General features: G+C 65.4%; 26 protein-coding genes. 19 read left to right on the top strand and 7 right to left on the bottom strand.

Annotation, left to right across the window (positions count from 1 at the left end):
- From gspD to ACZ9C1_RS13370, 10 genes are read left to right on the top strand one after another with little or no spacing between them, the layout of a single operon-like run.
- Positions 1 to 1,950, top strand: coding sequence for a type II secretion system secretin GspD (gspD, locus tag ACZ9C1_RS13415; protein ID WP_476254058.1), 1,950 nt, complete (start codon positions 1 to 3; stop codon positions 1,948 to 1,950).
- Positions 1,950 to 3,398, top strand: a complete 1,449-nt coding sequence (locus ACZ9C1_RS13410; protein ID WP_457378883.1) for a GspE/PulE family protein — start codon at positions 1,950 to 1,952, stop codon at positions 3,396 to 3,398. Before gspD ends, ACZ9C1_RS13410 begins: the two co-directional genes overlap by 1 nt.
- A 2-nt stretch (positions 3,399 to 3,400) precedes the next feature.
- Positions 3,401 to 4,597, top strand: coding sequence for a type II secretion system inner membrane protein GspF (gspF, locus tag ACZ9C1_RS13405; RefSeq protein ID WP_277501808.1), 1,197 nt, complete (start codon positions 3,401 to 3,403; stop codon positions 4,595 to 4,597).
- Positions 4,598 to 4,611: 14 nt separating this feature from the next.
- Positions 4,612 to 5,046: a type II secretion system major pseudopilin GspG gene (gene gspG, locus ACZ9C1_RS13400; protein ID WP_110699795.1), complete on the top strand. Its 435-nt coding sequence runs from the start codon at positions 4,612 to 4,614 to the stop codon at positions 5,044 to 5,046.
- A 13-nt stretch (positions 5,047 to 5,059) separates the two neighbouring features.
- Positions 5,060 to 5,500: a type II secretion system minor pseudopilin GspH gene (gene gspH, locus ACZ9C1_RS13395; RefSeq protein ID WP_476254057.1), complete on the top strand. Its 441-nt coding sequence runs from the start codon at positions 5,060 to 5,062 to the stop codon at positions 5,498 to 5,500.
- Positions 5,497 to 5,865, top strand: a complete 369-nt coding sequence (locus tag ACZ9C1_RS13390; RefSeq protein ID WP_102682922.1) for a type II secretion system protein — start codon at positions 5,497 to 5,499, stop codon at positions 5,863 to 5,865. Before gspH ends, ACZ9C1_RS13390 begins: the two co-directional genes overlap by 4 nt.
- Positions 5,862 to 6,452, top strand: a complete 591-nt coding sequence (locus ACZ9C1_RS13385) for a prepilin-type N-terminal cleavage/methylation domain-containing protein (RefSeq protein WP_277501806.1) — start codon at positions 5,862 to 5,864, stop codon at positions 6,450 to 6,452. The genes ACZ9C1_RS13390 and ACZ9C1_RS13385 overlap by 4 nt, the downstream gene beginning before the upstream one ends.
- Complete coding sequence (locus ACZ9C1_RS13380) at positions 6,449 to 7,510, top strand: GspL/Epsl periplasmic domain-containing protein (protein WP_476254056.1); 1,062 nt, start codon at positions 6,449 to 6,451, stop codon at positions 7,508 to 7,510. The genes ACZ9C1_RS13385 and ACZ9C1_RS13380 overlap by 4 nt, the downstream gene beginning before the upstream one ends.
- Positions 7,507 to 7,893, top strand: coding sequence for a type II secretion system protein GspM (gene gspM / locus ACZ9C1_RS13375; protein WP_277501804.1), 387 nt, complete (start codon positions 7,507 to 7,509; stop codon positions 7,891 to 7,893). Before ACZ9C1_RS13380 ends, gspM begins: the two co-directional genes overlap by 4 nt.
- A gap of 29 nt (positions 7,894 to 7,922) precedes the next feature.
- Positions 7,923 to 8,549 (top strand): hypothetical protein, encoded by a 627-nt coding sequence (locus ACZ9C1_RS13370; protein WP_457378880.1) that lies wholly within the window; start codon positions 7,923 to 7,925, stop codon positions 8,547 to 8,549.
- Between the two features lie 12 nt (positions 8,550 to 8,561).
- Here the strand turns inward: ACZ9C1_RS13370 and ACZ9C1_RS13365 are convergent, their stop codons facing one another.
- The 4 genes from ACZ9C1_RS13365 to ACZ9C1_RS13350 form a co-directional block, all read right to left on the bottom strand.
- Positions 8,562 to 10,181 (bottom strand): ShlB/FhaC/HecB family hemolysin secretion/activation protein, encoded by a 1,620-nt coding sequence (locus ACZ9C1_RS13365; protein ID WP_139669138.1) that lies wholly within the window; start codon positions 10,179 to 10,181, stop codon positions 8,562 to 8,564.
- A 187-nt stretch (positions 10,182 to 10,368) separates the two neighbouring features.
- Positions 10,369 to 14,364, bottom strand: a complete 3,996-nt coding sequence (locus ACZ9C1_RS13360; protein ID WP_476254055.1) for a hemagglutinin repeat-containing protein — start codon at positions 14,362 to 14,364, stop codon at positions 10,369 to 10,371.
- A gap of 222 nt (positions 14,365 to 14,586) precedes the next feature.
- Positions 14,587 to 15,150 (bottom strand): L,D-transpeptidase family protein, encoded by a 564-nt coding sequence (locus tag ACZ9C1_RS13355; RefSeq protein ID WP_102682915.1) that lies wholly within the window; start codon positions 15,148 to 15,150, stop codon positions 14,587 to 14,589.
- 20 nt (positions 15,151 to 15,170) lie between these two features.
- Positions 15,171 to 15,725 carry an NUDIX hydrolase gene (locus ACZ9C1_RS13350; RefSeq protein WP_102682914.1) on the bottom strand — a complete coding sequence of 185 codons (555 nt, stop codon included), beginning with the start codon at positions 15,723 to 15,725 and terminating at the stop codon, positions 15,171 to 15,173.
- Between the two features lie 137 nt (positions 15,726 to 15,862).
- Here ACZ9C1_RS13350 and ACZ9C1_RS13345 point away from each other — a divergent pair, with 137 nt between their 5' ends.
- The 5 genes from ACZ9C1_RS13345 (at position 15,863) to purT (ending at position 19,029) form a co-directional block, all read left to right on the top strand.
- Positions 15,863 to 16,462, top strand: coding sequence for a CoA pyrophosphatase (locus ACZ9C1_RS13345; protein WP_046854363.1), 600 nt, complete (start codon positions 15,863 to 15,865; stop codon positions 16,460 to 16,462).
- Between the two features lie 45 nt (positions 16,463 to 16,507).
- Positions 16,508 to 17,032, top strand: a complete 525-nt coding sequence (locus ACZ9C1_RS13340) for a gamma carbonic anhydrase family protein (protein ID WP_102682912.1) — start codon at positions 16,508 to 16,510, stop codon at positions 17,030 to 17,032.
- The gene (locus ACZ9C1_RS13335) at positions 17,025 to 17,219 is read left to right on the top strand and encodes a DUF1289 domain-containing protein (RefSeq protein WP_476254054.1); all 195 of its coding nucleotides are present in this window, start codon (positions 17,025 to 17,027) and stop codon (positions 17,217 to 17,219) included. Before ACZ9C1_RS13340 ends, ACZ9C1_RS13335 begins: the two co-directional genes overlap by 8 nt.
- Positions 17,220 to 17,305: 86 nt before the next feature.
- Positions 17,306 to 17,773: a 7-cyano-7-deazaguanine/7-aminomethyl-7-deazaguanine transporter gene (locus ACZ9C1_RS13330; RefSeq protein ID WP_023629807.1), complete on the top strand. Its 468-nt coding sequence runs from the start codon at positions 17,306 to 17,308 to the stop codon at positions 17,771 to 17,773.
- Between the two features lie 74 nt (positions 17,774 to 17,847).
- Positions 17,848 to 19,029, top strand: a complete 1,182-nt coding sequence (purT, locus tag ACZ9C1_RS13325; RefSeq protein WP_139669148.1) for a formate-dependent phosphoribosylglycinamide formyltransferase — start codon at positions 17,848 to 17,850, stop codon at positions 19,027 to 19,029.
- Positions 19,030 to 19,107: 78 nt separating this feature from the next.
- Here purT and ACZ9C1_RS13320 read toward each other — a convergent pair whose 3' ends face one another.
- The 3 genes from ACZ9C1_RS13320 to ACZ9C1_RS13310 all read right to left on the bottom strand — a co-directional run bounded on the left by ACZ9C1_RS13320 (position 19,108) and on the right by ACZ9C1_RS13310 (position 22,659).
- Positions 19,108 to 20,412 (bottom strand): MFS transporter, encoded by a 1,305-nt coding sequence (locus tag ACZ9C1_RS13320; protein WP_102682909.1) that lies wholly within the window; start codon positions 20,410 to 20,412, stop codon positions 19,108 to 19,110.
- A gap of 240 nt (positions 20,413 to 20,652) precedes the next feature.
- Positions 20,653 to 21,840, bottom strand: a complete 1,188-nt coding sequence (locus tag ACZ9C1_RS13315) for a transporter associated domain-containing protein (protein WP_110699776.1) — start codon at positions 21,838 to 21,840, stop codon at positions 20,653 to 20,655.
- A gap of 9 nt (positions 21,841 to 21,849) precedes the next feature.
- Entirely contained in the window at positions 21,850 to 22,659 is an 810-nt protein-coding gene (locus ACZ9C1_RS13310) for a cytochrome C assembly family protein (RefSeq protein ID WP_102685316.1), read from the bottom strand.
- 262 nt (positions 22,660 to 22,921) lie between these two features.
- Here ACZ9C1_RS13310 and ffh point away from each other — a divergent pair, with 262 nt between their 5' ends.
- The 4 genes from ffh to trmD all read left to right on the top strand — a co-directional run bounded on the left by ffh (position 22,922) and on the right by trmD (position 26,081).
- Positions 22,922 to 24,298 carry a signal recognition particle protein gene (ffh, locus tag ACZ9C1_RS13305; RefSeq protein WP_023629809.1) on the top strand — a complete coding sequence of 459 codons (1,377 nt, stop codon included), beginning with the start codon at positions 22,922 to 22,924 and terminating at the stop codon, positions 24,296 to 24,298.
- Positions 24,299 to 24,531: 233 nt separating this feature from the next.
- A complete protein-coding gene (gene rpsP / locus ACZ9C1_RS13300; RefSeq protein WP_011535318.1) occupies positions 24,532 to 24,783 on the top strand; it encodes a 30S ribosomal protein S16 in 252 nt (83 codons plus the stop codon).
- 5 nt (positions 24,784 to 24,788) lie between these two features.
- Positions 24,789 to 25,325, top strand: coding sequence for a ribosome maturation factor RimM (gene rimM / locus ACZ9C1_RS13295; protein ID WP_023629810.1), 537 nt, complete (start codon positions 24,789 to 24,791; stop codon positions 25,323 to 25,325).
- 3 nt (positions 25,326 to 25,328) lie between these two features.
- A complete protein-coding gene (trmD, locus tag ACZ9C1_RS13290) occupies positions 25,329 to 26,081 on the top strand; it encodes a tRNA (guanosine(37)-N1)-methyltransferase TrmD (RefSeq protein ID WP_023629811.1) in 753 nt (250 codons plus the stop codon).
- The last annotated feature ends 32 nt before the right edge of the window (positions 26,082 to 26,113 follow it).

The following is a 26,113-nucleotide window of genomic DNA, read 5'->3' as shown; positions in this document are numbered from 1 at the left end:
ATGATCGCAAGGTACTGTCTGGCCGGGCTGCTGATGCTCGGCATGTCCCTGGCCCGGGCCGAAGAGGCGGAAGTCTTCGCCGACGACGGCACGCCGCTGTACGAGGTGAACTTCGTCGATACCGAGCTCGGAGAGTTCATCGACAGCGTGTCGCGCATCACCGGCACCACCTTCATCGTCGACCCCCGGGTGCAGGGCAAGGTCACCGTGCGCACGGTCGATCGCCACGACGCCGACGCTATCTACGACATCTTCCTTGCCCAACTGCGCGCCCAGGGCTTCGCCGCCGTGGACCTGCCCAACGGCAGCGTGAAGATCGTGCCCGACCAGGCCGCGCGCCTGGAGCCGGTGCCGGTGGAAACCGCGGGCAAGAAGGCCGAAGGCAGCGACGGCGTGGCGACCCGCGTGTTCAATGTGCGCAACGCCGCCAGTGAGCAGATGCTCGGCATTCTCAAGCCGCTGATCGACCCACGGGTCGGGGTGATCACCCCGTATCCGGCGGCCAACCTGCTGGTGGTCACCGACTGGCGCAGTAACCTGGAGCGCATCGACAGCCTGCTGCGCCAGCTCGACCAGGTCAGCGACGAGCCGTTGCAGGTGATGCCGCTCAAGCATGCCAGCGCTGCCGACACCGCTGGCCTGGTGACCCGCCTGCTGGCCCGCGAGCAGGGCGCCGACAGCGCCCAGGTGGTTGCCGACCCGCGCAGCAATGCGCTGCTGGTGCGTGGCAGCGCCGACAGCCGGGAGCGGGTGCGGGCGCTGCTGGTGCAGCTCGACCGGCCCAGCGACAGTCTGCGCAGCAGCAACACCCAGGTCATCTATCTGCGCCACGCCAATGCCGCCGAAGTGGTCAAGGTGCTGCGCGGCCTGAGCCAGGCTGGCACGGTGCCGGCGGCGGAAGGCGAGGGCAAGGATGCGCCGGTGCCGGCGGCCAGCGACTCGGGCATTCGCCTGGAGTACGAGGAGGGCACCAACGCCGTGGTGATGGTCGGCCCGGACAGCGAACTGGCCGCCTACCGCAGTATCGTCGAGAAGTTGGACATTCGCCGGGCGCAGGTGGTGGTCGAGGCGATCATCGCCGAGGTCTCCGACAGCAGCGCCCAGGAACTGGGCGTGCAGTGGCTGTTCGCCGACGAGAAGTTCGGCGCCGGCATCGTCAATTTCGGCGGCAACGGGGTGAACATCGCCAGCATCGCCGGGGCCGCCAGCAGCGGCGACAACGAGAAACTCGGCAAGCTGCTTTCGGCCACCACCGGCGCCACCGCCGGCATCGGCCATATCGGTGGTGGCTTCAACTTCGCCATGCTGGTCAACGCACTCAAGGGCAAGAGCGGTTTCAACCTGCTGTCCACGCCGACCCTGCTGACCCTGGACAATGCCGAGGCGTCGATCCTGGTGGGCCAGGAGGTGCCGTTCGTCACCGGTTCCGTCACCCAGAACAACGCCAACCCCTACCAGACCATCGAGCGCAAGGAAGTCGGGGTGAAGCTGCGCATCAAGCCGCAGATCAGCATCGACGACAGCGTGCGCCTGGACATCGTCCAGGAGGTGTCGTCGATCGCCGACTCCAGCGCCGCCAGTGACGTGATCACCAACAAGCGCGAGATCAAGACCAAGGTCATGGTCGAGGACAACGGCCTGGTGATCCTCGGCGGGCTGATCAGCGACGAAATGGCCACCAGCAACCAGCGCGTGCCGCTGCTCGGCGATATTCCCTACCTGGGCCGGCTGTTCCGCTCCGACGCCAGCAAGAACACCAAGCAGAACCTGATGGTGTTCATTCGCCCGCGCATCCTGCGCGATGGCGAGAGCCTGGCCGGACTGAGCCAGCAGAAGTACCAGAGCCTTCAGCAAAACACTCCGCTCAAGCTGCCGGCGCTGGCCGAGGGCCTGCCGTTGCTGCAAGTGTTCCCCGCCAGCCGGGCACGTCTGGAAGGCGGTGACTGGTGATGCTGCCCTATCGCCTGGCACGGCAGAGCGGGGTGGCAATGGCGCCGGCTGAAAACGGCTGGCAGTTGTGGCTGCGCGGCGACGCCGACAGTGACCAATTGCAGGAACTGCTGCGCGTGCATGGCCAGCCGGTGGGCGTCGAGCAGCTCGACAGTGCGAGCTTCGACGAGCGCCTCGGCCAGCTTTACCAGGCTGGCGAGGCGGCGAACCAGGCCTTGATCGAAGGCATCGGCGAGCAAGTCGACCTGGACAGCCTGATGAGCGAGATGCCGCGCATCGAGGACCTGCTGGAAAGCGATGACGAAGCACCGGTGATCCGCCTGATCAACGGCCTGTTCGGCCAGGCGCTGCGCCTGCGCGCTTCGGATATCCATATCGAGACCTTCGAGCAGAGCCTGGTGGTGCGCCTGCGCATCGACGGCCACCTGCGCGAGGTGCTGCGCCCGCCACGGGCGTTGTCGGCGATGCTGGTGTCGCGGATCAAGGTCATGGCGCGGCTCGATATCGCCGAGAAGCGCCAGCCCCAGGATGGCCGCATCACTCTGCGCGCCGCCGGGCGCGAGGTGGATGTGCGGGTCTCGACCTTGCCCGGTATCCATGGCGAGCGGGTGGTGATGCGCGTGCTCGACAAGCAGGCCAGCTTGCTGGCGCTGGACAACCTGGGCATGCCTGCCGCCGTGCTGCGCGGCTTGCGTGGTTGCCTGGCACGGCCCAATGGCATTGTGCTGTCCACCGGCCCCACCGGCTCGGGCAAGACCACCACGCTGTACGCCAGCCTCAACAGCCTGAATGACGGCAGCCGCAATATCCTCACCGTCGAGGACCCGGTGGAATACGCCATCGCCGGCATCGGCCAGACCGCCATCAACCCGCGTGCCGGGCTGACCTTCGCCAGTGGCTTGCGCGCCATCCTGCGCCAGGACCCGGACGTGATCATGCTGGGCGAGATCCGCGACCAGGAGACCGCGCAGATCGCCGTGCAGGCCAGCCTCACCGGGCATCTGGTGCTGTCGACCCTGCACACCAACAGTGCCGTCGGTGCGGTGACCCGCCTGCGCGACATGGGCATCGAGCCGTTCCTGATTGCCTCGTGCCTGCGTGGCGTGCTGGCCCAGCGCCTGGTGCGGCGCCTGTGCACCTGCGCGGTGGCGCAGCCGCTGCAAAGCGCCGAGCGTGAACTGTGGCCGGAGTTGGGCAGCTTGCGCGAAAGCTTTCACCCGGTCGGCTGCGAGCACTGTCAGGGCAGCGGCTATGTCGGCCGTCTGGGGCTGTATGAGTTCATCGAGTTGGACGCCGGGCTGGTTGCCTTGCTCTACGACGGCGAGAGCGAACTGGCCATGCAGGCCTACCTGGATGGCCGCCGGCAGAGCCTGGTGGCTGAGGCCCGCGATTGCCTGGCCCGTGGCGAGACCAGCCTGGCCGAAGTGCTGCGCGTGGTGCAGGGCTAGCCATGCCGACCTATCGCTACCAGGCCGTGGATCTTGCCGGCAAGGCGCACAAGGCCAGCGTGCAGGCCGACAGCGAGCGCCATGCGCGGCAATTGCTGCGCGAGCAGGGCCTGTTCGCCCGGCACTTGCAACGCCACGATAGCGCACAGCCCGGTCGTCAGCGCCTGACCCGTGGCCAACTGTGCGAGCTGACCCGCCAACTGGCGACCTTGGTTGGCGCTGGCATCCCCCTGGTCGATGCCCTTGCCACACTGGAGCGGCAGCTACGCCAGCCGGCCTTGCACGCGGTGCTGGTGGCCTTGCGCGGCTCCCTCGCCGAGGGCCTGGGGCTGGCGCGTAGCCTGGCGCGACAGGGCGCGCCGTTCACCGGCTTGTATTGCGCGCTGGTCGAGGCCGGCGAGCGCTCCGGGCGTCTTGGCCAGGTGCTGAGCCGTCTGGCCGACCATCTCGAACAGGTCCAGCGCCAGCGCCACAAGGCACGCACCGCGCTGATCTACCCGGCGGTGCTGATGGGCGTGTCACTGGCCGTGGTGGTCGGCCTGATGACCTTCGTGGTGCCCAAGCTCACCGAGCAGTTCGCCCACTCCGGGCAGAGCCTGCCGTTCATCACGTCGCTACTGATCGGCTTGAGCCAGGGGCTGGTGCAGGCCGGCCCCTATCTGCTGGCACTGGCGATCCTGGCCGCGCTGTTGGGCGGCTGGCTGCTGCGCAAGCCGCACTGGTGCCTGCGCCGCGACGACCTGCTGCTGCGCCTGCCGCGTATGGGTGTGCTGCTGCAAGTGCTGGAGAGCGCGCGCCTGGCACGCAGCCTGGCGATCCTCTGCGGCAGCGGCGTGGCCCTGCTCGAAGCCCTGCAGGTGGCCACCGAGACAGTCGGCAACCGGCGCATCCGCGCAGCCATGGAGCAGGTACGCCAGCAGGTGCAGGGCGGCACCAGCCTGCATCGGGCGCTGGATAACGCCGGGGAATTTCCGCCGCTGCTGGTGAACATGGTCGGCAGCGGCGAGGCCAGCGGCACCCTGGCCGACATGCTCGAACGGGTGGCCGATGACCAGGAGCGCGGCTTCGCCCGCCAGGTGGACACCGCCATGGCGCTGTTCGAACCGCTGATGATCCTGGTAATGGGCGCCGTGGTGCTGTTCATCGTGCTGGCGGTGCTGCTGCCGATCATGCAGCTCAACCAGGGATTGCAACTGTGACAAGGAGAACTTCGATGCCGCAACGACGTAACCGCCAGCGGGGCTTCACGCTGATGGAAATCATGGTGGTGATCTTCATCATCGGCCTGCTGATCGCCGTGGTCGCGCCCAGCGTGCTGGGCAACCAGGACAAGGCCATGAAGCAGAAAGTCATGGCCGACCTCGCGACCTTGGAGCAGGCGCTGGACATGTATCGCCTGGATAACCTGCGCTTCCCCAGCACCGAACAGGGCCTGGCGGCGCTGGCGAAGAAGCCGACCCAGGAGCCGCTGCCGCGCAGTTGGCGCAGTGACGGCTATATCCGCCGCCTGCCGGAAGACCCGTGGGGCACCCCGTACCAGTACCGCATGCCCGGCGAGCATGGCCGGGTTGATGTGTATTCGCTGGGCGCCGATGGCGTGCCGGGCGGCGAAGGGCTGGATGCCGACCTGGGCAACTGGGCGCTTTAAGTTGATCAAGCCTATGGCCCACCCCCTCCAGCGTGGTTTCAGCCTGCTCGAACTGCTGGTGGTGCTTGCCATTGCCGCCTTGATGACCAGCCTCGTGGCCTGGCTCGACAGCGGCAGAAGCAGCATCGACCAGGCGCTCGATCGCCTGGCCGCCGCCACCGTGGCCCAGGCCGACCTGGCGCGCCACGCCGGGCAGTTGCGCGGGCTGCGCTGGAACGGTCAACGCCCCGAGTTCGTCCGTCGGCAAGGCGAGCACTGGCAGGTGGAAACCGTGGCGCTCGGCGATTGGCCCAAAGGCCTGCGCCCGGACTGGCCAGCCAGCCAGGCGCCAGCGCTGCTGTTTACCCCCGATGGCTGGTCACGTCCGGGCACTGTGCGCTGGCGCTGGGCCGAGGGCGGTCAGCGCTGGGACTGGGACCGCGGCGGGCAATTGCGCGTGAGCGCGATGCCATGAAGCGCCGGCAACGCGGCTTCACCCTGTTGGAGGTGAGCGTGGCCCTGGGCATCGCCGCCGTCCTGGCGGTGATCACCAGCCAGGTCCTGCGCCAGCGCCTGGCGGTGCAGGACACCGTGCAGCAGCATCGCCTGGGCCTGCTGTGCGCCCGTGAGCTGCAGGCACGCTTCGTGGTCGAGCAGTATTGGCCGGTGACCAACCAGGACAACGGTGTGCTGGTGGAGGGCGGGCAGGCCTGTCATTGGCAGTTGCAACTGCGCCGCACCGGTGTGCGCGACCTGCGCCGTGGCGAACTGCTGTTGCATGCCGATCGTGACCAGCGCCTGCCGCTGGGGCAGTTCACTGTGTTTCTGGAGCGGCCATGAAACGGCGCCAGGTGGGCATGACCCTGATCGAACTGCTGGTGGCCCTGGCCCTCACGGCCTTGCTCGGGGTGATGCTGTCGGCGCTGGTCAACGGCTGGCTGAAGGTTCGCGAGCGGCTCGATGAACAGGTGAGCGAAACCGGCGTAGTGGATTTTTGCCTGGCCCTGGAGCGGCGTTTCGACAGCCCGGTGCTGCGCCGCCTGTACGAGCAGCGTTTGCCGTTGGCGGCGCGCTGGCTCGACTGGCAGCCCGACCGTCAGCAACTGCTGTGGGTGGCCGCCGCCGCCTGGCCGCAGGCCGAAGGGGGATCGCGCCTGCAGCGCCAGCGCCTGCGCTTCGAGCCGCGTGAACAACGGCTGCTGCTGGAAACCTCGGCCGACCTGTACGCCGCCGCGGCCCCGGTTTGGGTGCTACGCGAACGGCTGGAGCGGGTCAGCGCGATGAATGTTCTCTACCACCAGACCGGCCGTTGGCTGGCCTGGCCTTCCGATCAACCGGCGCACCCCGGTAGGGGCGTGCGCGTGGAGCTAGTGCGTGATGGAGCACCTTATACCTGTACCTTCGTTCTGCCTTGGGGGCGCGCATGAAGCTTGAATGGCGCCGGCGGGCGCCGGCACAACCCTGGTTGCTGCTGCGCCCCGGCGAGGTCTGGGAGTGGCTGCTGGTCACCCAAGGCTGCCCGTTGCGCCAAGGCCGGGGCGAGCCACCGGCCGGGCTCGGGGCGCGGGTTGCCCTGATCGTCCCTGGTGAACATTGCAGTCATTTCCTGCTGCCCGCTCCGCCTGGGCTGAAACGCGAGGAATGGCCTTTGCTGCTCGAGGACCGCTTGCTGCAAGGCGACGATGACGTGCTGTGTGCCTGTATCGGGCGCCACGCAGGGCAGTTGCGTCTGCTGGTGGTGGCACGGGGCAGGCTCAAGGAATGGCGGGGGCAGTGCGCCAGCTGGGGGCTGACCGTGGAACGTTGCTGGGCTGAGTTCCAGCTGCTGCCAGACTGTGCGGCAGAAGCGGCTTGGCACTGGCGACGAGGAGCGATGAGCCTGTACAAGGGCCAGGCCCACTGGCTGGCCTGGCCGCAGGGGCTTGGCACGCCGCCCGCGCTTGCCTGGCTGCCTGGCGAGGTCGAGTGCGTCGACGGCGACTGGCCCGGTGTGCTGGCCCCGCTCGATGGCTTGCCCGGCTTGTTCGAGGCCCGCCGGCCACGCCAAGTTCTGCGCCTGGCAAAGGGGCAGGCGCGCCTGGCAATTGCCTGCCTGGCGTTGATGTTGGCGTGGGGCGGGTTGTGGAGCGCGCAACATTGGCGCCAGGCCCAGCTCTATCGCGCCCAGGTGCAGGCCGTTACCGGCGTCCAGCCGACGCCTCGCCAGGCGGCGCGGGTGTTGACGCAACTGCAGGACGAGGCGCGTGAAAGCCAGGTGTGCCTGCGCCAGCTCGAGGCATTGCAGACGCAAGTCCATGGATGGTTGAACGATCATCCCGGCTGGCGTCTGCAAGTGGTGCGCTTCGATGGCCAGCGTTGGCACCTTGAGTTGGTCGGAGAGGGTGCAGTGGCACCCTGGCAGGAAATGGCCACGGCAGCCGGCGTGCAGGTCCAGGTAGAAGACGAGGCGCGCCGCGTGGTGTTCGACCTGGGGAGCGCCGCATGAGCCGTGAATGGGTGCGACAGCATCGGCTATCGCTGGCCTGGGCCGTCGTCGCGCTGTTGCTGGGGTTGCTGGCGCTGCGCGAGGGCGTGGCCTTCTGGCAGGAACAGCGGCAATGGCAGGCATTGGCCGAATCGCTGGCGGCACAGCCACGCCAGCCTGCGCTGACCCTTGAAGCGTTGCACCCATCGGCCCAGGCCCGGCACATCGAGTTAGTCGAGGTGCAGTCCGAGGACGAAGGCTGGCTGCTGCGCGGCAAGGTGGCCGATGCCCAAGCCCTGCAGGGCTGGTTGCAGGCCCTGCGCGATGAAGGCGCGCAGCCGTTGCAATGGGGGCTGGAGCGAGATGCCGAGGGGCTGCGTTTCACCGTGCGGCTTCGACCATGAGGCGGCGGGCGTACCTTTGGCTGGGCTTGGTGTTCTGTCTGACCCTGGTGTTCGAACTGCCGGCGCGCTGGCTGGTGGCGGGGTTCGGGTTGCCGGCGGAGGGAGTGAACGGCAGCCTGTGGCAAGGGCAGTTTGCCCGGCTGGGACCGGTGGGACCCGTGCAATGGACATGGCGTCCATGGCAGCGCGACCTGCAGGTGCGCCTGGGCTTCCAGGAGCAGGGCTGGCAAGGCCGCCTGAGTGGTTGGCCGTGGCGTTGGCAGGCGGACCTCCAGGCATTGGGCGCACAGCCAAGCGTCGGCGGTGACTATCGCCTGGCCGGGCAATGGCAGGGCAGTATCAAGCTGCAAGGCTCGGGGCAACATTGTCGGGCCGCCGCAGGCAGCATCACCGTCGCCGACCTGGCTTTGAGCGCGCCCTGGTCGCTGGTGCTGGGACAGGGCTCGCTGGCGATGGACTGCCGTCAGGGCTGGCGGTTGAGCGCTGGCCTGGTTCGCCACGGCCAGCACCAGATGAGCCTGGAGGCCGACCTGGCGGCCCGGCAAGCGCAGGTCGATTTCGTGTTGCAGGCCGATGCCGGTTTGACGCCCGTGCTGCGCGGCGTGCAATGGCTGGGGCCCGAGGACACGGTCGGGCAGCGCCGGCTCAGGTGGTAGCCCACATGCCGGTCAGAGCGCGAGGGACCATTGCGCGACCCAGAAGCCTTGCTCCAGTGATTTGCGCGGGCGATCGCTGGCGTGCAGTGCGCGTTGGTAGTCCAGGCGCAACGTGCTGTGCGGCAGGTTCAGTTCGACCCCTGCCGAGGCACCGACCAGGCGCTGCGACGGGCTGGTGCGCGCATAGCGGGCCCAGCCCAGGTCCACGCCGAAGGACGGGCGTAACGGTACCGGCAGGGGTAGCGGCTGGCTGAGGGTGTTGCGCCATGCCCCGGCGCTGGCGCCCGCGACATTGTGCTTGCGGAATCCGCGCACGGCCGAGTGATCGCTCAATTGCAGTTGCTCGACGGCGGGCAGCACATGGGCGCTGTATTGCAGGGCCAGTTCGCTTTGCCAGCGCCAGGGCCATTGAGCCTGGCCCTGGCGCAGGTGCAGCAAGTTGGCGCGGTACTTGGTGAAGTCCGGACGTGGCGCCTGCTTGTGGGCGAACGGTCGGTCGGCGCCGAACCAGCGTACCCCTTGGCTTACGCCCAGGTAAGCGTTCCACAGTCCACCTTCGAGCCACAGCAGGTTCAGGCCAGCTTCGAGGGTGGCCAGGGTCGGGCTCTGCAGCGCCAGTACGGCGGGGCCGAAGCGGTTGAGCAATTGCTTGCGGTCCAGCCGGGCGCTGGCGCTGAGCATGCCTTGCTGGTTGCGCCACAGCACGCGCTCGGCGCCGACGCCGTAGAACTCGCTGCGGCCACTGCTGGCGTAGCGGGTGTTTGGGATCGGCGCTCGGTAGCGCATCTGGCTGGCATTCAGGGTGAAGGTCCAGCGGCCATGGGGAATGCTGTAGTACAGGCTGACGCCTTCGCTTTGGCCAGGCGCGTCGAACACCACCGAACTTAGCGACAGGCGCAGGTCGTCGTTCAGGCCCAGCGGGCTGTCCAGGCCAAGCCCCAGGTTGAGACGGTGGCGGCCGGTCAGTTCCCCGCCGCGGTTGTCGAGCAGGGCGTCCAGGTGGGCGCGTGAAGCGACGCGCCGGGGTTCGAGCACGACGCGGGTTCCGCCTTGCATCTCGCCCGGCAGCAAGGCCATTTGCAGGTCATAGGCACGCAGCCGGTTGAGTTGGTCCAGGCCTTGCTCGAGATCCGGCAGGTGCAGGGGAAGGCCGAGCATGCCCGGAAATGCGCCTTGCAGCGACAGCGGCAGGTCGGCGCCAGCCAGTTCGATCGATTCGATGAAGCCTTCGACGATGACGATGTCCAGCGGGGCGCCGTGCTCAGGGGCGCGGGCCACATAGGGGCGGCTGGTGGGATATCCGGCTTGCACGTAGTGCCGGGTCAGTTGTTTGAGTAGCTGGTCAATTTCGGCGACCCCCATGCAAGTGGACGACAGCGCACGCACGATCGGCTGCAGTTGCCGGGTATCGAGCATGCGGTTGCCGGCCAGGCGTACCCCACTGATCGCCCAGCAGTGCTGGTCGGGGTCGAGCATTGCAGTATCGCTGTCTTCAGTGGCGTTGGCAGGTTGCCTGCGCTGCCAGCGTTCGAGCCGCTGCTGCTGTTCCAGTTGCCGCACGGCTTGTTGCTGATCCCGCAACTGCTGGCTGGCCGGGTCGACCGTGGCGATGGCGTTGGCCGATAGCGTCATGATGAGGCAAGCCAGCAGGACAGTGGCGATGTGGCGTATGCCTGCGCTTGATGGGCGGAAAGTATGGGAGGAAAAGATCGGTGCGTTCATGGGGTTCGGTCCGATGCCCCTGTGGGAACGGGTGTGCCCGCTCCCGCAGAATCCGTGTGGGAGGCGCAGCGACCCACAGGCCGCTGCCTGGCAAGCGTCAGCGCTGGCGGCTCTCCTTTATCTGCGAGACATACTCGCTAGTGCGGTCGTGACCGGTGTTGCTGTACGCCTTGTGGTCGTCAGCCTTGTCGGTGCTGCCGGTGATCAGGTTCGAGAGGTACGAATAGGCGGTACTGGCAAGGCCAGCCGTGGACAAATCGACGTCGACCTTCACATCCTTGGCGTAGTCCCGACCGCTCAGGTTGTCGCGGGCGACCGCGCCGCCACCGAGTTCGACCTGGCCATCGGCCGCCTGCAGCGTGGCGCCGACCAGGCGGGTGTCGCCAGCTACCTGCAGATCGATGCCCTGCGTGCCGGACAGGAGCGTCTGCTGGCTGACGGTGTCGTTGTCGCGCTTGGCGTATTCCATCTTGACCGACGGGGTAAATTTCGCGGTGACTTTGTTCCACAGCGCCCCGGCGATTTCCGTGATGTTGCCGCCCTCGAAAACGCTCGCCAGCGAGGCCGGGGTTTCAGTCTCGGATGCTGCCGGTTGCTTCTGGGCGAGACTGGCGTCGACCTCTAGCTTTACGCTGTCGACCTGGTCCTGACGGCTGGCCACCCGCAGGTTGCCGTCGATCTTGCCTTCGATTGCCTGCGCCTCAAGCTGTGCGCCTTCGATGCGGGTATCGCCCTGGCTGCGCAAGTCGATCAGGTCGGCGCGCAGCTTGCTGTCATGCCAGGTGGTGTTGTCGCGTTTATCCAGGCCGACCTTGACCTGGGCGTTGATGCCCCCAATGTCCATGGCATTGACCTTCAGGCCGCCACCAATGGTAACGTCGAGGTTGTCGTGGCGCTCGGTGTTGCTGGCTGCCTCGACCAGCAGGCCACCATTGCGGGCGTCCAGGCCTATCCGTTTGGCGTTGGCTTGCAGCCCTTGTACCTGCAGCGCGGTATCGTCATGGGCGAAGCTGGTAATCTGCACCGAGCCCTTGCTGTCGAACTGCGCACCAATGGCTGTGCTGGCCTGCTCATTGACCCAGCCGAAGGTGCCTTTGCCACCCAAGCCACCACCGGTAGTGCTGCCGTCGACATTCAGCTTGCCGCCCCAGGTCTTGCCCAGACTCTGGCGGGTATCGCTGGCGGCTGTCACGCTCAGCCTGCCTTCGCTGTGCAGGGTAATGTCGCCGGTGCCCGCACGGCTGCCGATGCGCGTGCCTTCAAGGCGCATATCACCGCCACTGGTCAGTTCCACGGCACCTTTGCCATCGATTTGTGCGACCCGCGCCTGGCTGTGCTGCGTTTCCAGGCTGTGGCGCTTGAGATTACCGTCCAGGCCGCCGTTGGGGCCTAGCAGGCCGGTGCCGGCCTTGACCGCCAGTCCGGCGTCCAGCGTGGTGGTGTGTTCAGTGTTGTGATCATGGGCTGCTGCGAGTGTCAGGTCGCCGCCACTGCGCAGGCTGACCGCGCCGTTGCCGCCGTCGAAGCGGGCACCCTCATAGTGACTACTACGTTCGAGTTCTGCCTGGACCCCCTGGCTGCCCTGCAAACTGCCGACGCGGGCTGTCGTGGTCTTTTTCAGCTGGCTCAGGGAGTCGCCATGACCTTCAAGCCTTGCGTTGACATCCGTTCCGGTGGTGGTGCTCACACGCAGGCTGCCGCCACCCGTGGTGTTGCGTATTTCGCTGCTGCTCTGATCCCGGGCGGCCAGCATCTGGTGTTCTCCAGCCTCGATGCGCAGGCTCCCAGCCCTGGCTTTGTAGGCGCTACCTTCATCCATGAGCTGATCGGCCCGAATGGAGATGTTGCCACCGTCGAAGTTCGTGACCTGCGCGGTGCTGTTGGTGTCCTTGTGCACGCGCGAGGTGTGCTGGAGCGAGAGTTGAGCGCCAGCGTTTGGTGAGGCCGCTTCGTCTTCGGCTTTCTTGCCAGTGAACAAGTGCTTGACGTGATCGCTGAGGTACTTGTAGTCGATGCCGACGCTCAGGCCGCCGTCCCATTTGGTGAGCGTGGTTTCACGGACCTTGGTGTCGGCTGCCGCACGGTTGTCGATGCGCTCGGCGTCCACTTTCAAGGTGCGTCCCGCATTCAGCTGAGCAGCGGTGGTGGTGAGTTGCGCGGTGTCGATGTGCAGATCGCCGCTTGCTGACAGATGGCTTCGTCGAGTCGTGGTTTCGCGTTCGAGCACGGCGGCCGGGCCATGATAGCCGTCGATGCCAAGGCCTACACGGTCGGAACCGCCGGTGACACTCAGCGCGGCAGCTGTACGGGTATCGAGGGTATGCCTGGCCTGGGTGTCGTGGGCTGCCGCCAATTCGACTTCGCTGGCGGCCAGCATGAGGTCTTTCCTTGCCTGCACGTTCGAAGCACTGAGCGTCAGTTTACGATCACTGCGCAGCGAGACGGAGTCCGCGCTGATGCTGCTGGCGACCTGGCGTGTCGCAGTGGTCTGCTCGTCGCTCTGCAGTTTTTCGTAGCCGAACTTGGCCGTGTACTGCTGCGAGTCCGGCGCGTCCTTGCCGGCGCTGGCCACGAACGCACGCTTGCCCGTGGTGAGCCGGGCATGGTCATTTTCCACGGCGCTTTCAATCTGCAGAGCGCCTTTGGCGTCGAGTTCGACCTGCTTGCGCGCCTCGAGGCGGGCGCCGGAGATCTGCATGTCGGCCCCGGCGCTGGCGATGAGAGTGCTGCCCTTGAGGGTGCTGGCCTTGACCTGCTCGGTGTGTGCCTGGCTGTCGATATCGGTGCGGTCCAGGTAGCGCCTGTGGGTGGACTGCTCGGCGATATCGAGCGTGTCCACGCCAGCGTCGATCGTCATCTTTCCACCGCTGCGCAGTTGCAGGGCGTTGTCCGCTTCCAGGTGCGCGGCCGTCAGGTGCAGGTCGCTGCCGGCCGACAGGTTCAGGCTGTCCTCGGCCACCAGGCGGCTACTCAGTTGCTGGCGACTGGTTTGCGTGGTCTTGCCGTTATGGCTTTCGGTGGGGATGAACAGCCATTGCTTCGACCAGTTGACCGGATCGTCCGTCACCTTTTCGCGGGTGGCGGTATCCAGGGTCAGTTTTTTACCGGCGTGTACCTCGATCTGCCTGGCCTTGCCATGAGCATGGGTAAGCTGCAGGTCGCCATCGGTTTTCAGGTCCAGCTTGCCGGTCTTGCTTACGAGGCTGGCCTGGCGTTTGTCATTGCCCTGTACTTTAAGGTCGCCCGCGGAGTGGATGATCAAGTCGCGATCTGCGCGCAGCTCCTTGTCGCCGACCTGCACACCGGCGCCTTCGGCGGTGCTGACGATGCGGATGCGCCCGGCCTGCATGGCGCCAAGCAGGTTGGCATCGATGGAGGTGGCGGCGGGGAGCTGTTCGAGCACCTCGCGACTGCTGGCGTCGACAAGGTTGTGGCCGATGGTCATGTTCAGCTGCCCTTTGGCGAACAGGTGCCCAGTGGTGTCGATACGCGGCGCGATGAGGTCCAGGGCGCCTGCGCCGTTGCTCTGGCCGCGGCCCAGCACATTCAGCGTGCCGCTGGCGTCACGGCTGTCGAGGTGTCTGATCTGCCCGTCGTGAATGTCCGCCTTGCCGACCAGGAAGCCGGCGCGGGTGGTATTGATGAAGCTGCCGCCATTGAGTGTGATGCCGTTGGGGTTGGCGAGCAGGTAATCGGCTTTCTGGCCGAAGATCTCCTGAGCCCCTTCGATCCGCGAGGCGTTCTGGCCGACTACCTCGTTGAGGATGGTCGAGGCGGCGTGGCCCTGGAATTGCGAGTTGGCGCCCAACTGGCCGGCCAGCTGCGACTGCCCGGCCTGCAGGGCATTGTTCAGCACCAGGCCTGGCTTGCCGACGTTGTAGTCGAGGAACTGGTTGTGTGACAGGCCGCTGGCATTGGGCGCGACGATGTCGATGACCGGGACGCCATGGCTGTTGTCGATGATCGGGGTGCCGCCAGGGCCCGGTGTCGGTGTCAGGGCGCCTTGCGCCTGAACCTGGGTGCTGCCCAGCAGGGCAAGGAAGACAGCCCAGCGCAGGGGGTCGGGTCTGGTCTTGGAGACAGGATTTTGCATGAAAACCTCGCAAGTGATGTACGAAATCGTGAAATCAGCTGCGGGAATTCTAAGAATGTCAGTGATGGCATTTATGTGGCTCAACGCCACTATGCTGCGGGGAATGAGCCGATCCTAACTGTAGGAAAAGGGAGCGGTGGTGTGGCGAAAGGGGGCGGGCACTAAAAAAGAAAGGCCTGTCACGCGTGAGCAGGACAGGCCTTTGGTGCCACCGGTGAGCGCTCAGGGGCGGATTTCGATCAGCGTGCCGTCCTTGACCATGCTCCATACTTCGCGCATGTCGTCATTGCGCATGGCGATGCAGCCCTCGGTCCAGTCGAGGGTATGGAAATACCACTCGGGGTACTCCTCGTTGATCGGCGTGCCGTGGATCATGATCATGCTGCCAGCGGCAACACCTTCGCTGCGCGCCTTGGCGGCATCGGTGATATTCGGGTAGGAGATGTGCATGGCCAGGTTGTAGCGGTCGCTGACCTTGCGCCAGTCGAGCCAGTACAGGCCTTCCGGGGTTTTCTTGTCACCTTCGCGGGCCTTGGCCCCCTTGGGTTGCTTGCCCAGGGAGATGCGGTAGGTCTTGAGCGGCTCGCCACGGCTGATCAGTTGCAGGCGGCGCTCGGACTTGATCACCAGCACCTTGTCGATCAGCCGCTCTTGCTGGGTGCCAGTGGTGGCGGGTTGGACCGGCGACGGCGCGGCCGACGGCGTCTTGCGGATGATAGTCTCGGTGAAGGCGGCTTGCGACACCGAGGCGACACTGAGGCAGAAGAGGGCAAGCAGCCAGCGCATGAAACCGTATCCCTGAAAACTTAGGTGGTGGACGACGTGACGTTCATCGGCGGCAGGTATTCATGGCCAATCGGATAGTGCTGCCTGACGCGGTCGCGATAATAGCATTCTAGTGTGCGTGTGACGGTGCGGAAAGCCAGCTCGCGCCAGGGGATCTCGTGCTCTTCGAACAAGCGTACTTCAAGGCTCTCGATGCCCACTGCAAAGTCCAGATCGGCCAGTTCGGCGCGGAAAAACACGTGCACCTGGTTGATGTGCGGCAGGTCGAACAACTGGTACAGGCAGGTTTCGCCGACCCGCGCGCACGCTTCCTCGACGGTTTCGCGACGGGCGGCGGCATCGAGGGTCTCGCCGTTTTCCATGAAGCCGGCGGGCAGCGTCCAGAACCCTCGGCGCGGTTCTATCGCCCGGCGGCACAGCAGTACCTGGGAGCCCCAGGTAGGCAAGACCCCTGCGACGATATTGGGGTTCTGGTAGTGGATCGTCTGGCAATGATCGCAGACATACCGCAGGCGGCTGTCGCCTTCGGGGATCCGCTGGGTGACCGGTTGGCCGCACGCGCTGCAGAATTTCATGCTTTCATTCATTCCAGTGGGGTCGGGCTATCTTGGCGCGCCCGGCCCGCTTATCGCAAGCGGCCTGCGGGCGGGGCTTGGGTGCCTCGCGGCTTTGGTGCATCATGCAGGGCAGGCCTTGGACACGAGAGTGCGTAATGCTGGACGAGCTTCTTCGCCGAATGAGCAACCATACCCCCGCATCACCGGAGACGGACCGCCGTTTCCCCGAAGCGGCGGTGTTGCTGCCCATTACCCGCAGCGAGGAGCCGGAGCTGGTGCTGACCCTGCGCGCCAAGGGCCTGTCCACCCATGGTGGTGAAGTCGCCTTCCCGGGCGGGCGGCGCGACCCTGAGGACCCAGACCTGGTGTTCACGGCCCTGCGCGAAGCCGAGGAGGAAATCGGCCTGCCGCCGGGGCTGGTCGAGGTCATCGGCCCGCTCAGCCCGCTGATCTCGCTGCACGGCCTGAAGGTGACGCCGTTCGTCGGTTTGATCCCGGACTATGTCGAGTACCGCGCCAACGACGCGGAAATCGCCGCCGTGTTCAGTGTGCCGCTGGCGTTTTTCCGCCAGGACCCCCGCGAGCACACTCACCGCATCGACTACCAGGGCCGCAGCTGGTACGTGCCCAGCTACCGCTACGGCGACTACAAGATCTGGGGGCTCTCGGCGATCATGATCGTCGAACTGGTCAACCTGCTGTTCGACGCGGGCATCAGCTTGCACCAGCCTCCCGAGCGTTTCATCGAGAACTGAGCGGGGCACACCCCGCCACTGGCGTTCAACCGTGAGGAGCGACACATGAAATACCGCCTGGGCGACCTGCGCGTCGAAGCCCATCCCGAGAGCTGGGCCGCGCCCACTGCCACGCTGATCGGCAAGGTGCGCCTGCAGGCCCGGGCCAGCGTGTGGTTCGGCGCGGTGCTGCGCGGCGACAACGAGTTGATCGACATCGGCGAGGACAGCAACGTCCAGGACGGCACGGTGATGCACACCGACATGGGCTCGCCGCTGACCCTCGGTCGCGGCGTGACCATCGGCCACAACGCCATGTTGCATGGCTGCTCGGTCGGCGACTACAGCCTGGTCGGCATCAATGCGGTGATCCTCAACGGGGCGCGTATCGGCAAGCACTGCATCATCGGCGCCAACGCCCTGATCCCCGAGGGCAAGGAGATTCCCGACGGCTCGCTGGTGATGGGGTCGCCGGGCAAGGTGGTGCGCGAGTTGACCGAGCAGCAGAAACGCATGCTCGAGGCCAGCGCCGCCCATTATGTGCACAATGCCCAGCGCTATGCCCGTGACCTGGTGAGCGACGATGAGTGACGAGCGGCCCGTGGCCTCGCCCTGTGTCAATGTCTGCGCGCTGGACGAGCAGGATATCTGCACCGGGTGCCAGCGTACGGTGAGCGAGATCACTCGTTGGGGGCGCATGGACAATGCCGAGCGGCGCTTGGTGTTGCAGCGCTGCCATGAGCGGGCGCTGGCGGCCGGGTTGATCATCGGTCTGTAGCACCTGTCGAACAGCCGTGGGAGCGGGCTTGCCCCGCGAAGGGGGCAACGCTAATCTGTCCGGCTTGCCCAATCCGAACACCCATCATGTTCTATCTCATCGCCTACATCAGCAGCGTGGTGCTGATCAACTTCGCCTTCTCCAGTGCGCCGCACCTGGACGTGATCTGGTCCGCCTGGGGCGGGTTGGTGTTCATCCTGCGCGACATGGTGCAGACCCGCTACGGCCATGGCGCGTTGTTGGCCATGCTGGTGGCGCTGGTGCTGTCCTATATCACCTCCGAGCCTGCCATCGCCCTGGCCAGCGCGACCGCGTTCTTCGTCTCCGAACTGATCGACTGGCTGGTGTTCAGCGTTACCCGGCGCCCCCTGCGCGACCGCCTGTGGCTGAGCTCGGCGCTGAGCATCCCGGTGGACACCTTCATCTTCTTCGGCATGATCGGTGCCTTGACGCCTGCAGTGATCGGCACGGCGATGGCCTCGAAGTTCGCCGGGGTCACCGCGGTGTGGTTGATCATGGCCTGGCGGGCACGGCGCGCGGTGGCCACATCCTGATGTAGAATACCGGTCCATTTTTCAGCGGGCGGCAGCCAGCGTGGCGCGGCCCCGGACGCCTTCGAGGACCTGAAATGACCCGTATCGGAACCCCACTGTCGCCCACCGCGACCCGTGTATTGCTGTGCGGCTGCGGCGAGCTGGGCAAGGAAGTGGTGATCGAGCTGCAGCGCCTGGGCGTCGAAGTGATCGCCGTGGACCGCTACGCCAATGCGCCGGCGATGCAGGTCGCGCACCGCAGCCATGTGATCAACATGCTCGATGGCGTGGCCCTGCGCGCAGTGATCGAGGCGGAAAAACCGCATTACATCGTCCCCGAGATCGAAGCCATTGCCACCGCCACGCTGGTCGAGCTCGAGAGCGAAGGCTTCAACGTCGTCCCCACCGCCCGCGCCACCCAGCTGACCATGAACCGCGAAGGCATTCGTCGCCTGGCTGCCGAAGAGCTGGACCTGCCGACCTCGCCGTACCATTTCGCCGACACCTTCGAGGATTACAGCAAGGCGGTGGCCGACCTGGGCTACCCGTGCGTGGTCAAGCCGGTGATGAGCTCGTCCGGCAAGGGCCAGAGCCTGCTGCGTAGCGCCGATGACCTGCAGAAAGCCTGGGACTATGCCCAGGAAGGCGGCCGTGCCGGCAAGGGGCGGGTGATCATCGAAGGCTTCATCGACTTCGAATACGAGATCACCCTGCTCACTGTGCGCCATGTCGGTGGCACGACCTTCCTCGCGCCGGTCGGCCACCGACAGGAAAAGGGCGACTATCAGGAGTCCTGGCAGCCCCAGGCCATGAGCCCGAAGGCGTTGGCCGAGTCGCAGCGTGTAGCCCAGGCGGTCACCGACGCGCTGGGCGGCCGTGGCCTGTTCGGTGTGGAACTGTTCGTCAAGGGCGACCAGGTGTGGTTCAGCGAAGTGTCGCCACGCCCGCACGACACGGGCCTTGTGACCCTGATTTCCCAGGACTTGTCGCAGTTCGCCCTGCACGCGCGGGCCATCCTCGGCCTGCCCATCCCGGTGGTGCGCCAGTTCGGCCCGTCGGCGTCGGCGGTGATCCTGCCTGAAGGCCAGTCGCAGCAGACCAGCTTCGCCAACCTGGGCGCGGCGCTGAGCGAGCCGGATACCGCCATCCGCCTGTTCGGCAAGCCAGAGATCAATGGTACTCGGCGCATGGGCGTGTGCCTGGCGCGTGACGAATCGGTCGAGGCGGCGCGGGCCAAGGCGACCCGGGCTTCGCAGGCGGTCAAGGTCGAGTTCTGATCTGAAACGATCGCGGGGCGAGCGCGCTACCACGCCAGTATCAGTCTGGCGTGGTAGCGCGCTCGCCCCGCGATTGATTCAAAGCTCGGTATTGCGCGTCTCTTTCAGACACAGCACGGCAATCAGACTGATCAGCGCCGCCGCCGACACATAGCCTCCCACCCAGCTCAATCCCCCCATGCTCACCAGCTTCTGGGCAAAGAACGGTGCCGCCGAGGCGCCGACGATGCCGCCCAGGTTGTAGGCCGCCGAAGCGCCGGTGTAGCGCACATGGGTCGGGAACAGCTCCGGCAGCAGCGCGCCCATCGGGGCGAAGGTCACACCCATCAGGAACAGTTCGATGGCCAGGAACAGCGCCACGCCTGCGGTCGAGCCCGAGGTCAGCAGCGGTTCCATGGCAAAGCCCGAGGCAATGGCCAGCAGCGCGCCGGCGATCAGCACCGGCTTGCGCCCATGACGGTCACTCAACCAGGCCGACAGGGGCGTGGCCAGGGCCATGAACACCACGGCGAAGCACAGCAGGCCGAGGAAGGTTTCACGGCTGTAGCCCAGTGTGGACACGCCATAGCTCAACGAGAACACCGTGGAGATGTAGAACAGCGCGTAGCACACCACCATCGCCGCAGCCCCCAGCAGGGTCGGCAGCCAGTACTGGGAAAACAGCTCGAGCACAGGCATCTTGACCCGCTCCTGGCGGGCCACGGCCTTGGCGAACACCGGGCTTTCCTCGAGTTTCAGGCGCACATAGAGACCGACCAGCACCAATGCGGCGCTGAGCAGGAACGGAATGCGCCAGCCCCATTCGCGGAACTGCTCGTCGCTGAGCACCAGGGCCAGGGTGAGGAACAGGCCGTTGGCGGCGAGGAAGCCGATCGACGGGCCCAACTGCGGGAACATGCCGAACCACGCGCGTTTGCCCTCAGGGGCGTTTTCAGTGGCCAGCAATGCCGCGCCGCCCCATTCGCCGCCCAGCCCCAGGCCTTGGCCGAAGCGCAGCACACAGAGCATGATCGGTGCCCATACGCCGATGCTGTCATACCCGGGCAGCACGCCGATCAGGGTAGTCGAGACGCCCATCAGCAGCAGCGAGGCGACCAGCGTCGACTTTCGCCCGATGCGGTCGCCGAAGTGGCCGAACAGCGCCGATCCCAGTGGCCGGGCGAGGAAGGCGATACCAAAGGTAAGGAAGGCCGCCAGCATTTGCGCGGTGCCGGAACCGGACGGGAAGAACACCGGCCCGATCACCAGCGCGGCGGCGGTGGCGTAGACGTAGAAATCGTAGAACTCGATGGCGGTGCCGATGAAGCTGGCGGTGGCCACCCGGGCAGGCGAGTTGACCGGGGCTGCCGAGGCAGGTTCGGCGTAGGTGGTGCTGGTAGTCATGCGAAGGTCCCTGACAGTCATGCTCCATGGGGCACGGCCCATGTGGCGGGCACACGGGAGCCGGAGCGTATTGTTGTTGGTCGCCGACTGACGATAGCCCAGGGGATAGGCGGTGAGCGGTGGCTGATCGGGGTGCTGAGCAGGACCGCGGGGCGTGTCAGTGGGGCGGACTGGCCGTCGGACGCCGGGTGCGGGTAGCGGGCGGGACGGCAGGGCTGGGTAAGCGTGACCCGAGTATAGCTATCGAGCCAGTGTCCAGACCAGTACCTTGCTTGCGCAATTGTCCTCGGTTTCGAGGATTTCCAGCCGATATCTGCCAATTTTCAGGCAGACAGCGCTTTCTGGAATGCTTTCAAGTGCTTCGGTGACCAGGCCGTTCAGGGTTTTCGGCCCACCGTCGCAGGGCAGGTGCCAGCCCAGGGTACGGTTGATCTCGCGCAGCGAAGCCGTCCCTTCGATGACGAAGCGGCCATCAGGCTGAGGGTGGACATGCGGGTTGTCCAGGTTCTGCTCGTCCTCGAACTCGCCAACGATCTCTTCGAGGATGTCTTCCAAAGTGACGATACCCAGTACTTCGCCATACTCGTCCACCACCACGCCCATGCGCCGCTGCTGCTTGTGGAAGTTGAGCAACTGCATCTGCAGCGGTGTGCTCTCGGGCACGAAGTAGGGCTCGTAGCAGGCGGCCTGGAGCTTCTCCTGGGTGAGCTCTGCCCGCGGCAGCAGGTGGCTGATCAGCTTGGTGTTGAGGACGGCTTCTACCTGGTTGATGTCGTTGTGATAGACCGGCAGGCGCGTGTGGCGGCTGATGATCAGTTGCTCGATGATCTGCTCGATGGGATCGTCGAGGTTGATGCCGTCTACTTCGTTGCGCGGTACCAGGATGTCGTTGACGGTGATCTTGTCCAGCGCCTGCAGGCCCTCCAGCAGGCCGTGCTGGCTGGTCTCGGCAGGTTCGTCTTCGTCGAATGCGTCGCCCTGCTGCGGGTGCAGTGCCACCGCAGTGGGTTGCACGCGGAACGGGCGCAGGATCACTTTGGCGCAGCCATCGAGCAGGCAGCCCAGCGGCTGCAGCAACGTCAGCGGCAATTTCAGCAGGTTGCCGCCCAGGTCCAGGAAGGCTTGCGGGTTGCGGCGTGCCAGGCGGCGCGGCAGGTAGTCGGCGAGCACCAGCAGGGTGAAACTGGCGCCAAGGCCGGCCAGCCAGAAGCCGTGTTCACCGCTGTAGCGCTGGCCAATCAGGCAGGCCAGGCCCAGTACCAGCAACTTGCCGAGGCTGGCGCCGAGCACCAGGCCCTGGGCGGGCAGGGTGGGGGCGCCGTGGCCATTGAGCTGCTGGCGGGCGCAGTCTACCGCGGTGAACAGCGCCGACCACAGCAGGGCCAGTGCGATGATGCCGAGCAGCGGGGCGTACGGCAGAGTGTCCATGGGCGGCCGTCAGATGTGCAGGATGAATTCGCGGACCAGCTTGCTGCCGAAGTAGGCCAGCATCAGCAGGCAGAAACCGGCCAGGGTCCAGCGGATCGCCTTGTGACCGCGCCAGCCGAGGCGGGTGCGGCCCCACAGCAGCACGCTGAAGACGATCCAGGCGACACAGGCCAGCAGCGTCTTGTGCACCAGGTGCTGGGCGAACAGGTTGTCGAGGAACAGCCAGCCGGATATCAGCGACAGCGACAGCAGCCCCCAGCCGGCCCAGAGGAAGCCGAACAGAAGGCTTTCCATGGTCTGCAGCGGCGGGAAGTTGCGGATCAGTCCGGACGGGTGCTTGTGCTTGAGCTGGTGGTCCTGCAGCAACAGCAGCAGGGCCTGGAACACGGCGATGGTGAACAGGCCGTAGGCCAGGATCGACAGCAGGATATGGGCGAGGATGCCTGGCTCTTCGTTGATCAGCGGCACCGTGCCGGGGGGCGCGAACTGGGCCAGCAGCGCGGTCACCGCACCGAGCGGGAACAGCAGCACCAGCAGGTTCTCCACGGGAATGCTCAGGCAGGCGAGCAGGGTCAAGCCGATCACCGCCACGGCGATCAGGCTGGCGGCGCTGAAGAAGTCGAGGCTCAGGCCCAGGGGCGTGATCAGCTGGAAGAACAGGGCGCCGCCCTGGGCGATGACCGCCAGGGTGCCGAGCAGGCCAAGCAGCCGTTTGTCGGCACGGGCGCCACGGGCCAGGCCGGTGGCCTGGTAGACGGTCGCGGCCAGATAAAGGAAGGCGGCGAGCAGGTTGGGGATGAGGCTGGGTGAAGAGAACATAAGTCCTGGCGTGCAAGCCCTAAAGGGACGGAGTTTGGCATAGAACGCGGTAGGCAAGGAAGACTGCGTATCAATCGCGGGGCAAGCCCGATACCACGGGGCCATGACCAGGGATAGCCAGCGCATCTGGCCGGTGGTCCCGAGCAAGGTGTGCGCGCAAGGCAGTCTCCGCTATAATCGCCGCCTTGTTGTGCCCAGCGCGTGTGCATTTCCACCTGGGCGCCTGAAAAACCTCGGCTTCACTGGGCCTGAAAGGATCACCATGTTCGAAAACCTGACCGACCGCCTGTCACAGACGCTGCGCCATGTCACCGGCAAGGCCAAGCTGACCGAAGACAACATCAAGGACACGCTGCGCGAAGTGCGCATGGCCCTGCTCGAAGCCGACGTCGCCCTACCGGTGGTCAAGGATTTCGTCAACAGCATCAAGGAACGTGCGGTCGGCACCGAAGTGTCGCGCAGCCTGACCCCGGGCCAGGCGTTCGTAAAGATCGTCCAGGCCGAGCTGGAAAGCCTCATGGGGGCGGCCAATGAAGAGCTGACCCTCAACGCCGCCCCGCCGGCCGTGGTGCTGATGGCCGGCCTGCAGGGCGCGGGCAAGACCACCACCGCCGGCAAGCTGGCGCGTCATCTGAAAGAGCGCAAAAAGAAGAGCGTGATGGTAGTGTCGGCCGACGTCTATCGTCCGGCGGCGATCAAGCAGCTCGAGACGCTGGCCAATGATATCGGCGTGACCTTCTTCCCGTCCGACATCAGCCAGAAGCCGGTGGCCATCGCCGAAGCGGCGATCCGCGAAGCCAAGCTCAAGTTCATCGACGTGGTGATCGTCGACACCGCGGGTCGCCTGCACGTCGACGCCGACATGATGGACGAGATCAAGGCCCTGCACGCCGCGGTCAAGCCGATCGAAACCCTGTTCGTGGTCGACGCCATGACCGGCCAGGATGCCGCCAACACGGCCAAGGCCTTTGGCGATGCGCTGCCGCTGACCGGCGTGGTGCTGACCAAGGTCGACGGCGATGCCCGTGGCGGTGCCGCCCTGTCGGTGCGCGCCATTACCGGCAAGCCGATCAAGTTCATCGGTATGGGCGAGAAGACCGAAGCCCTCGAGCCGTTCCACCCCGACCGGATCGCTTCGCGCATCCTTGGCATGGGTGACGTGCTTAGCCTGATCGAGCAGGCCGAGCAGAACATCGACAAGGAAAAGGCCGACAAACTGGCCAAGAAGTTGAAGAAGGGCAAGGGCTTCGACCTCGAAGACTTCCGCGATCAACTGCAACAGATGAAGAACATGGGCGGCCTTGGCGGCCTCATGGACAAACTGCCGAGCATCGGTGGCGTCAACCTGTCGCAGATGGGCAACGCCCAGGGCGCGGCCGAGAAGCAGTTCAAGCAGATGGAAGCGATCATCAATTCCATGACCCCTGCCGAACGCCGCGACCCTGACCTGATCAGCGGTTCGCGCAAGCGCCGCATCGCCCTCGGTTCCGGCACCCAGGTGCAGGACATCGGCCGGCTGATCAAGCAGCACAAGCAGATGCAGAAGATGATGAAAAAATTCTCCGCCAAGGGCGGCATGGCCAAGATGATGCGCGGCCTTGGTGGGATGCTGCCGGGTGGCGGCATGCCCAAGATGTAAGCGAATCCGGGCGGCGGTTTTTAATATGAAGACCGCCGCCCAGCCCCCGCTTCGGCGGGAACAGTGCCGCCAAATGGCGGCTTAACCGGCAGATCTGAACGGTGGGTCAAGCGCTCGCCGAAAAAGGCATTTGCAAATGTCCGTGTATTCCCCGAGAATATGCGGCCTTTTGGGCACCCGTGTGCCCATTGGGCATTCAGTTTTGCAGCACCGACTATAGGAACGATGTTCACATGGTAACCATTCGTCTGGCCCGTGGCGGCTCGAAAAAGCGCCCATTCTACCACCTGACCGTGACCAACTCGCGTAACGCCCGTGACGGCCGTTTCGTTGAGCGCGTTGGCTTCTTCAACCCGATCGCATCGGGCGCCGAAGTCAAGCTGTCGGTCAACCAAGAGCGCGTCACCTACTGGCTGAGCCAGGGCGCACAGCCGTCTGAGCGTGTTGCTCAGCTGCTGAAGGAAGCTGCCAAGGCTGCAGCCTGAGCAGTATGAACGCGACGCCAGAAAAGGCTGATGACCTCATCGTCGTTGGCAAGATTTTTTCGGTTCACGGCGTTCGCGGCGAGGTGAAGGTGTACTCCTTTACCGATCCGATTGAAAACCTGTTGGATTATCCGCGCTGGACGCTTAGGCACGAAGGCAAGGTAAAGCAGGTCGAGCTGGTCAGCGGTCGTGGCTCCCAAAAGGGCCTGGTCGTGAAATTGAAAGGCCTCGAGGATCGTGACGAAGCCCGTCTTCTGAGCGGTTACGAAATCTGCATCGCGCGGAGCCTTTTGCCCAACCTGGCAGCCGACGAGTACTACTGGTACCAGTTGGAAGGCCTGAAGGTCATCAATCAGGACGAACAGCTGTTCGGCACGATCGATCACCTGTTGGAGACCGGTGCGAACGATGTAATGGTGGTCAAGCCTTGCACAGGCAGCCTGGATGATCGCGAGCGTCTGTTGCCCTATACGGAGCAATGTGTGCTGGCAATCGACCTGCAGGCCGGTGTGATGCGAGTCGAATGGGACGCGGATTTCTAGACGATGGGCAGCCTTCGCGTAGAAGTCATCACGTTGTTCCCCGAGATGTTCTCGGCCATCACGGAGTACGGCATTACCAGCCGTGCGGTGAAACAGGGGTTGCTGCAAGTGACCTGCTGGAATCCGCGGGACTACACCACAGATCGCCACCACACCGTGGATGATCGGCCGTTTGGCGGTGGTCCGGGCATGGTGATGAAGATCAAGCCTCTGGAAGACGCCCTGGTTAGCGCCAGGCAGGCGACTGGAGCTGCGGCAAAGGTGATCTACCTTTCGCCACAAGGCCGCAAGCTGACCCAGCAGGCGGTCAAAGGCTTGGCCGAACAGGAATCGTTGATCCTGATCGCCGGCCGTTATGAAGGCATCGATGAGCGCTTTATCGAGGCTCATGTCGATGAGGAGTGGTCGATTGGCGACTATGTGCTTTCCGGTGGCGAGCTGCCGGCCATGGTGCTGATCGATGCGGTTACGCGGCTGCTGCCCGGAGCTTTAGGGCATGTGGACTCGGCGGAGGAAGACTCTTTCACCGACGGTCTGCTGGATTGCCCGCACTACACCCGACCCGAGGTGTATGCGGATCAGCGTGTACCCGACGTGTTGCTTAGTGGCAACCATGCACATATCCGGCGATGGCGGATGAAGCAGTCCCTTGGTAGGACCTTCGAACGACGCGCCGATCTTCTGGAAAGTCGCTCGCTTTCTGGAGAAGAGAAGAAGCTGCTCGAGGAATACCTCCGCGAGCGGGACGATAGTTAAACGTATCGATGGTGGATCGCGTTATCCATCTT

The organism is Pseudomonas sp. TE21435, from assembly GCF_056279265.1.
The sequence above is the reverse complement of the archived record's forward strand: the minus strand, read 5'-3'. Positions and strand labels throughout refer to the sequence as shown.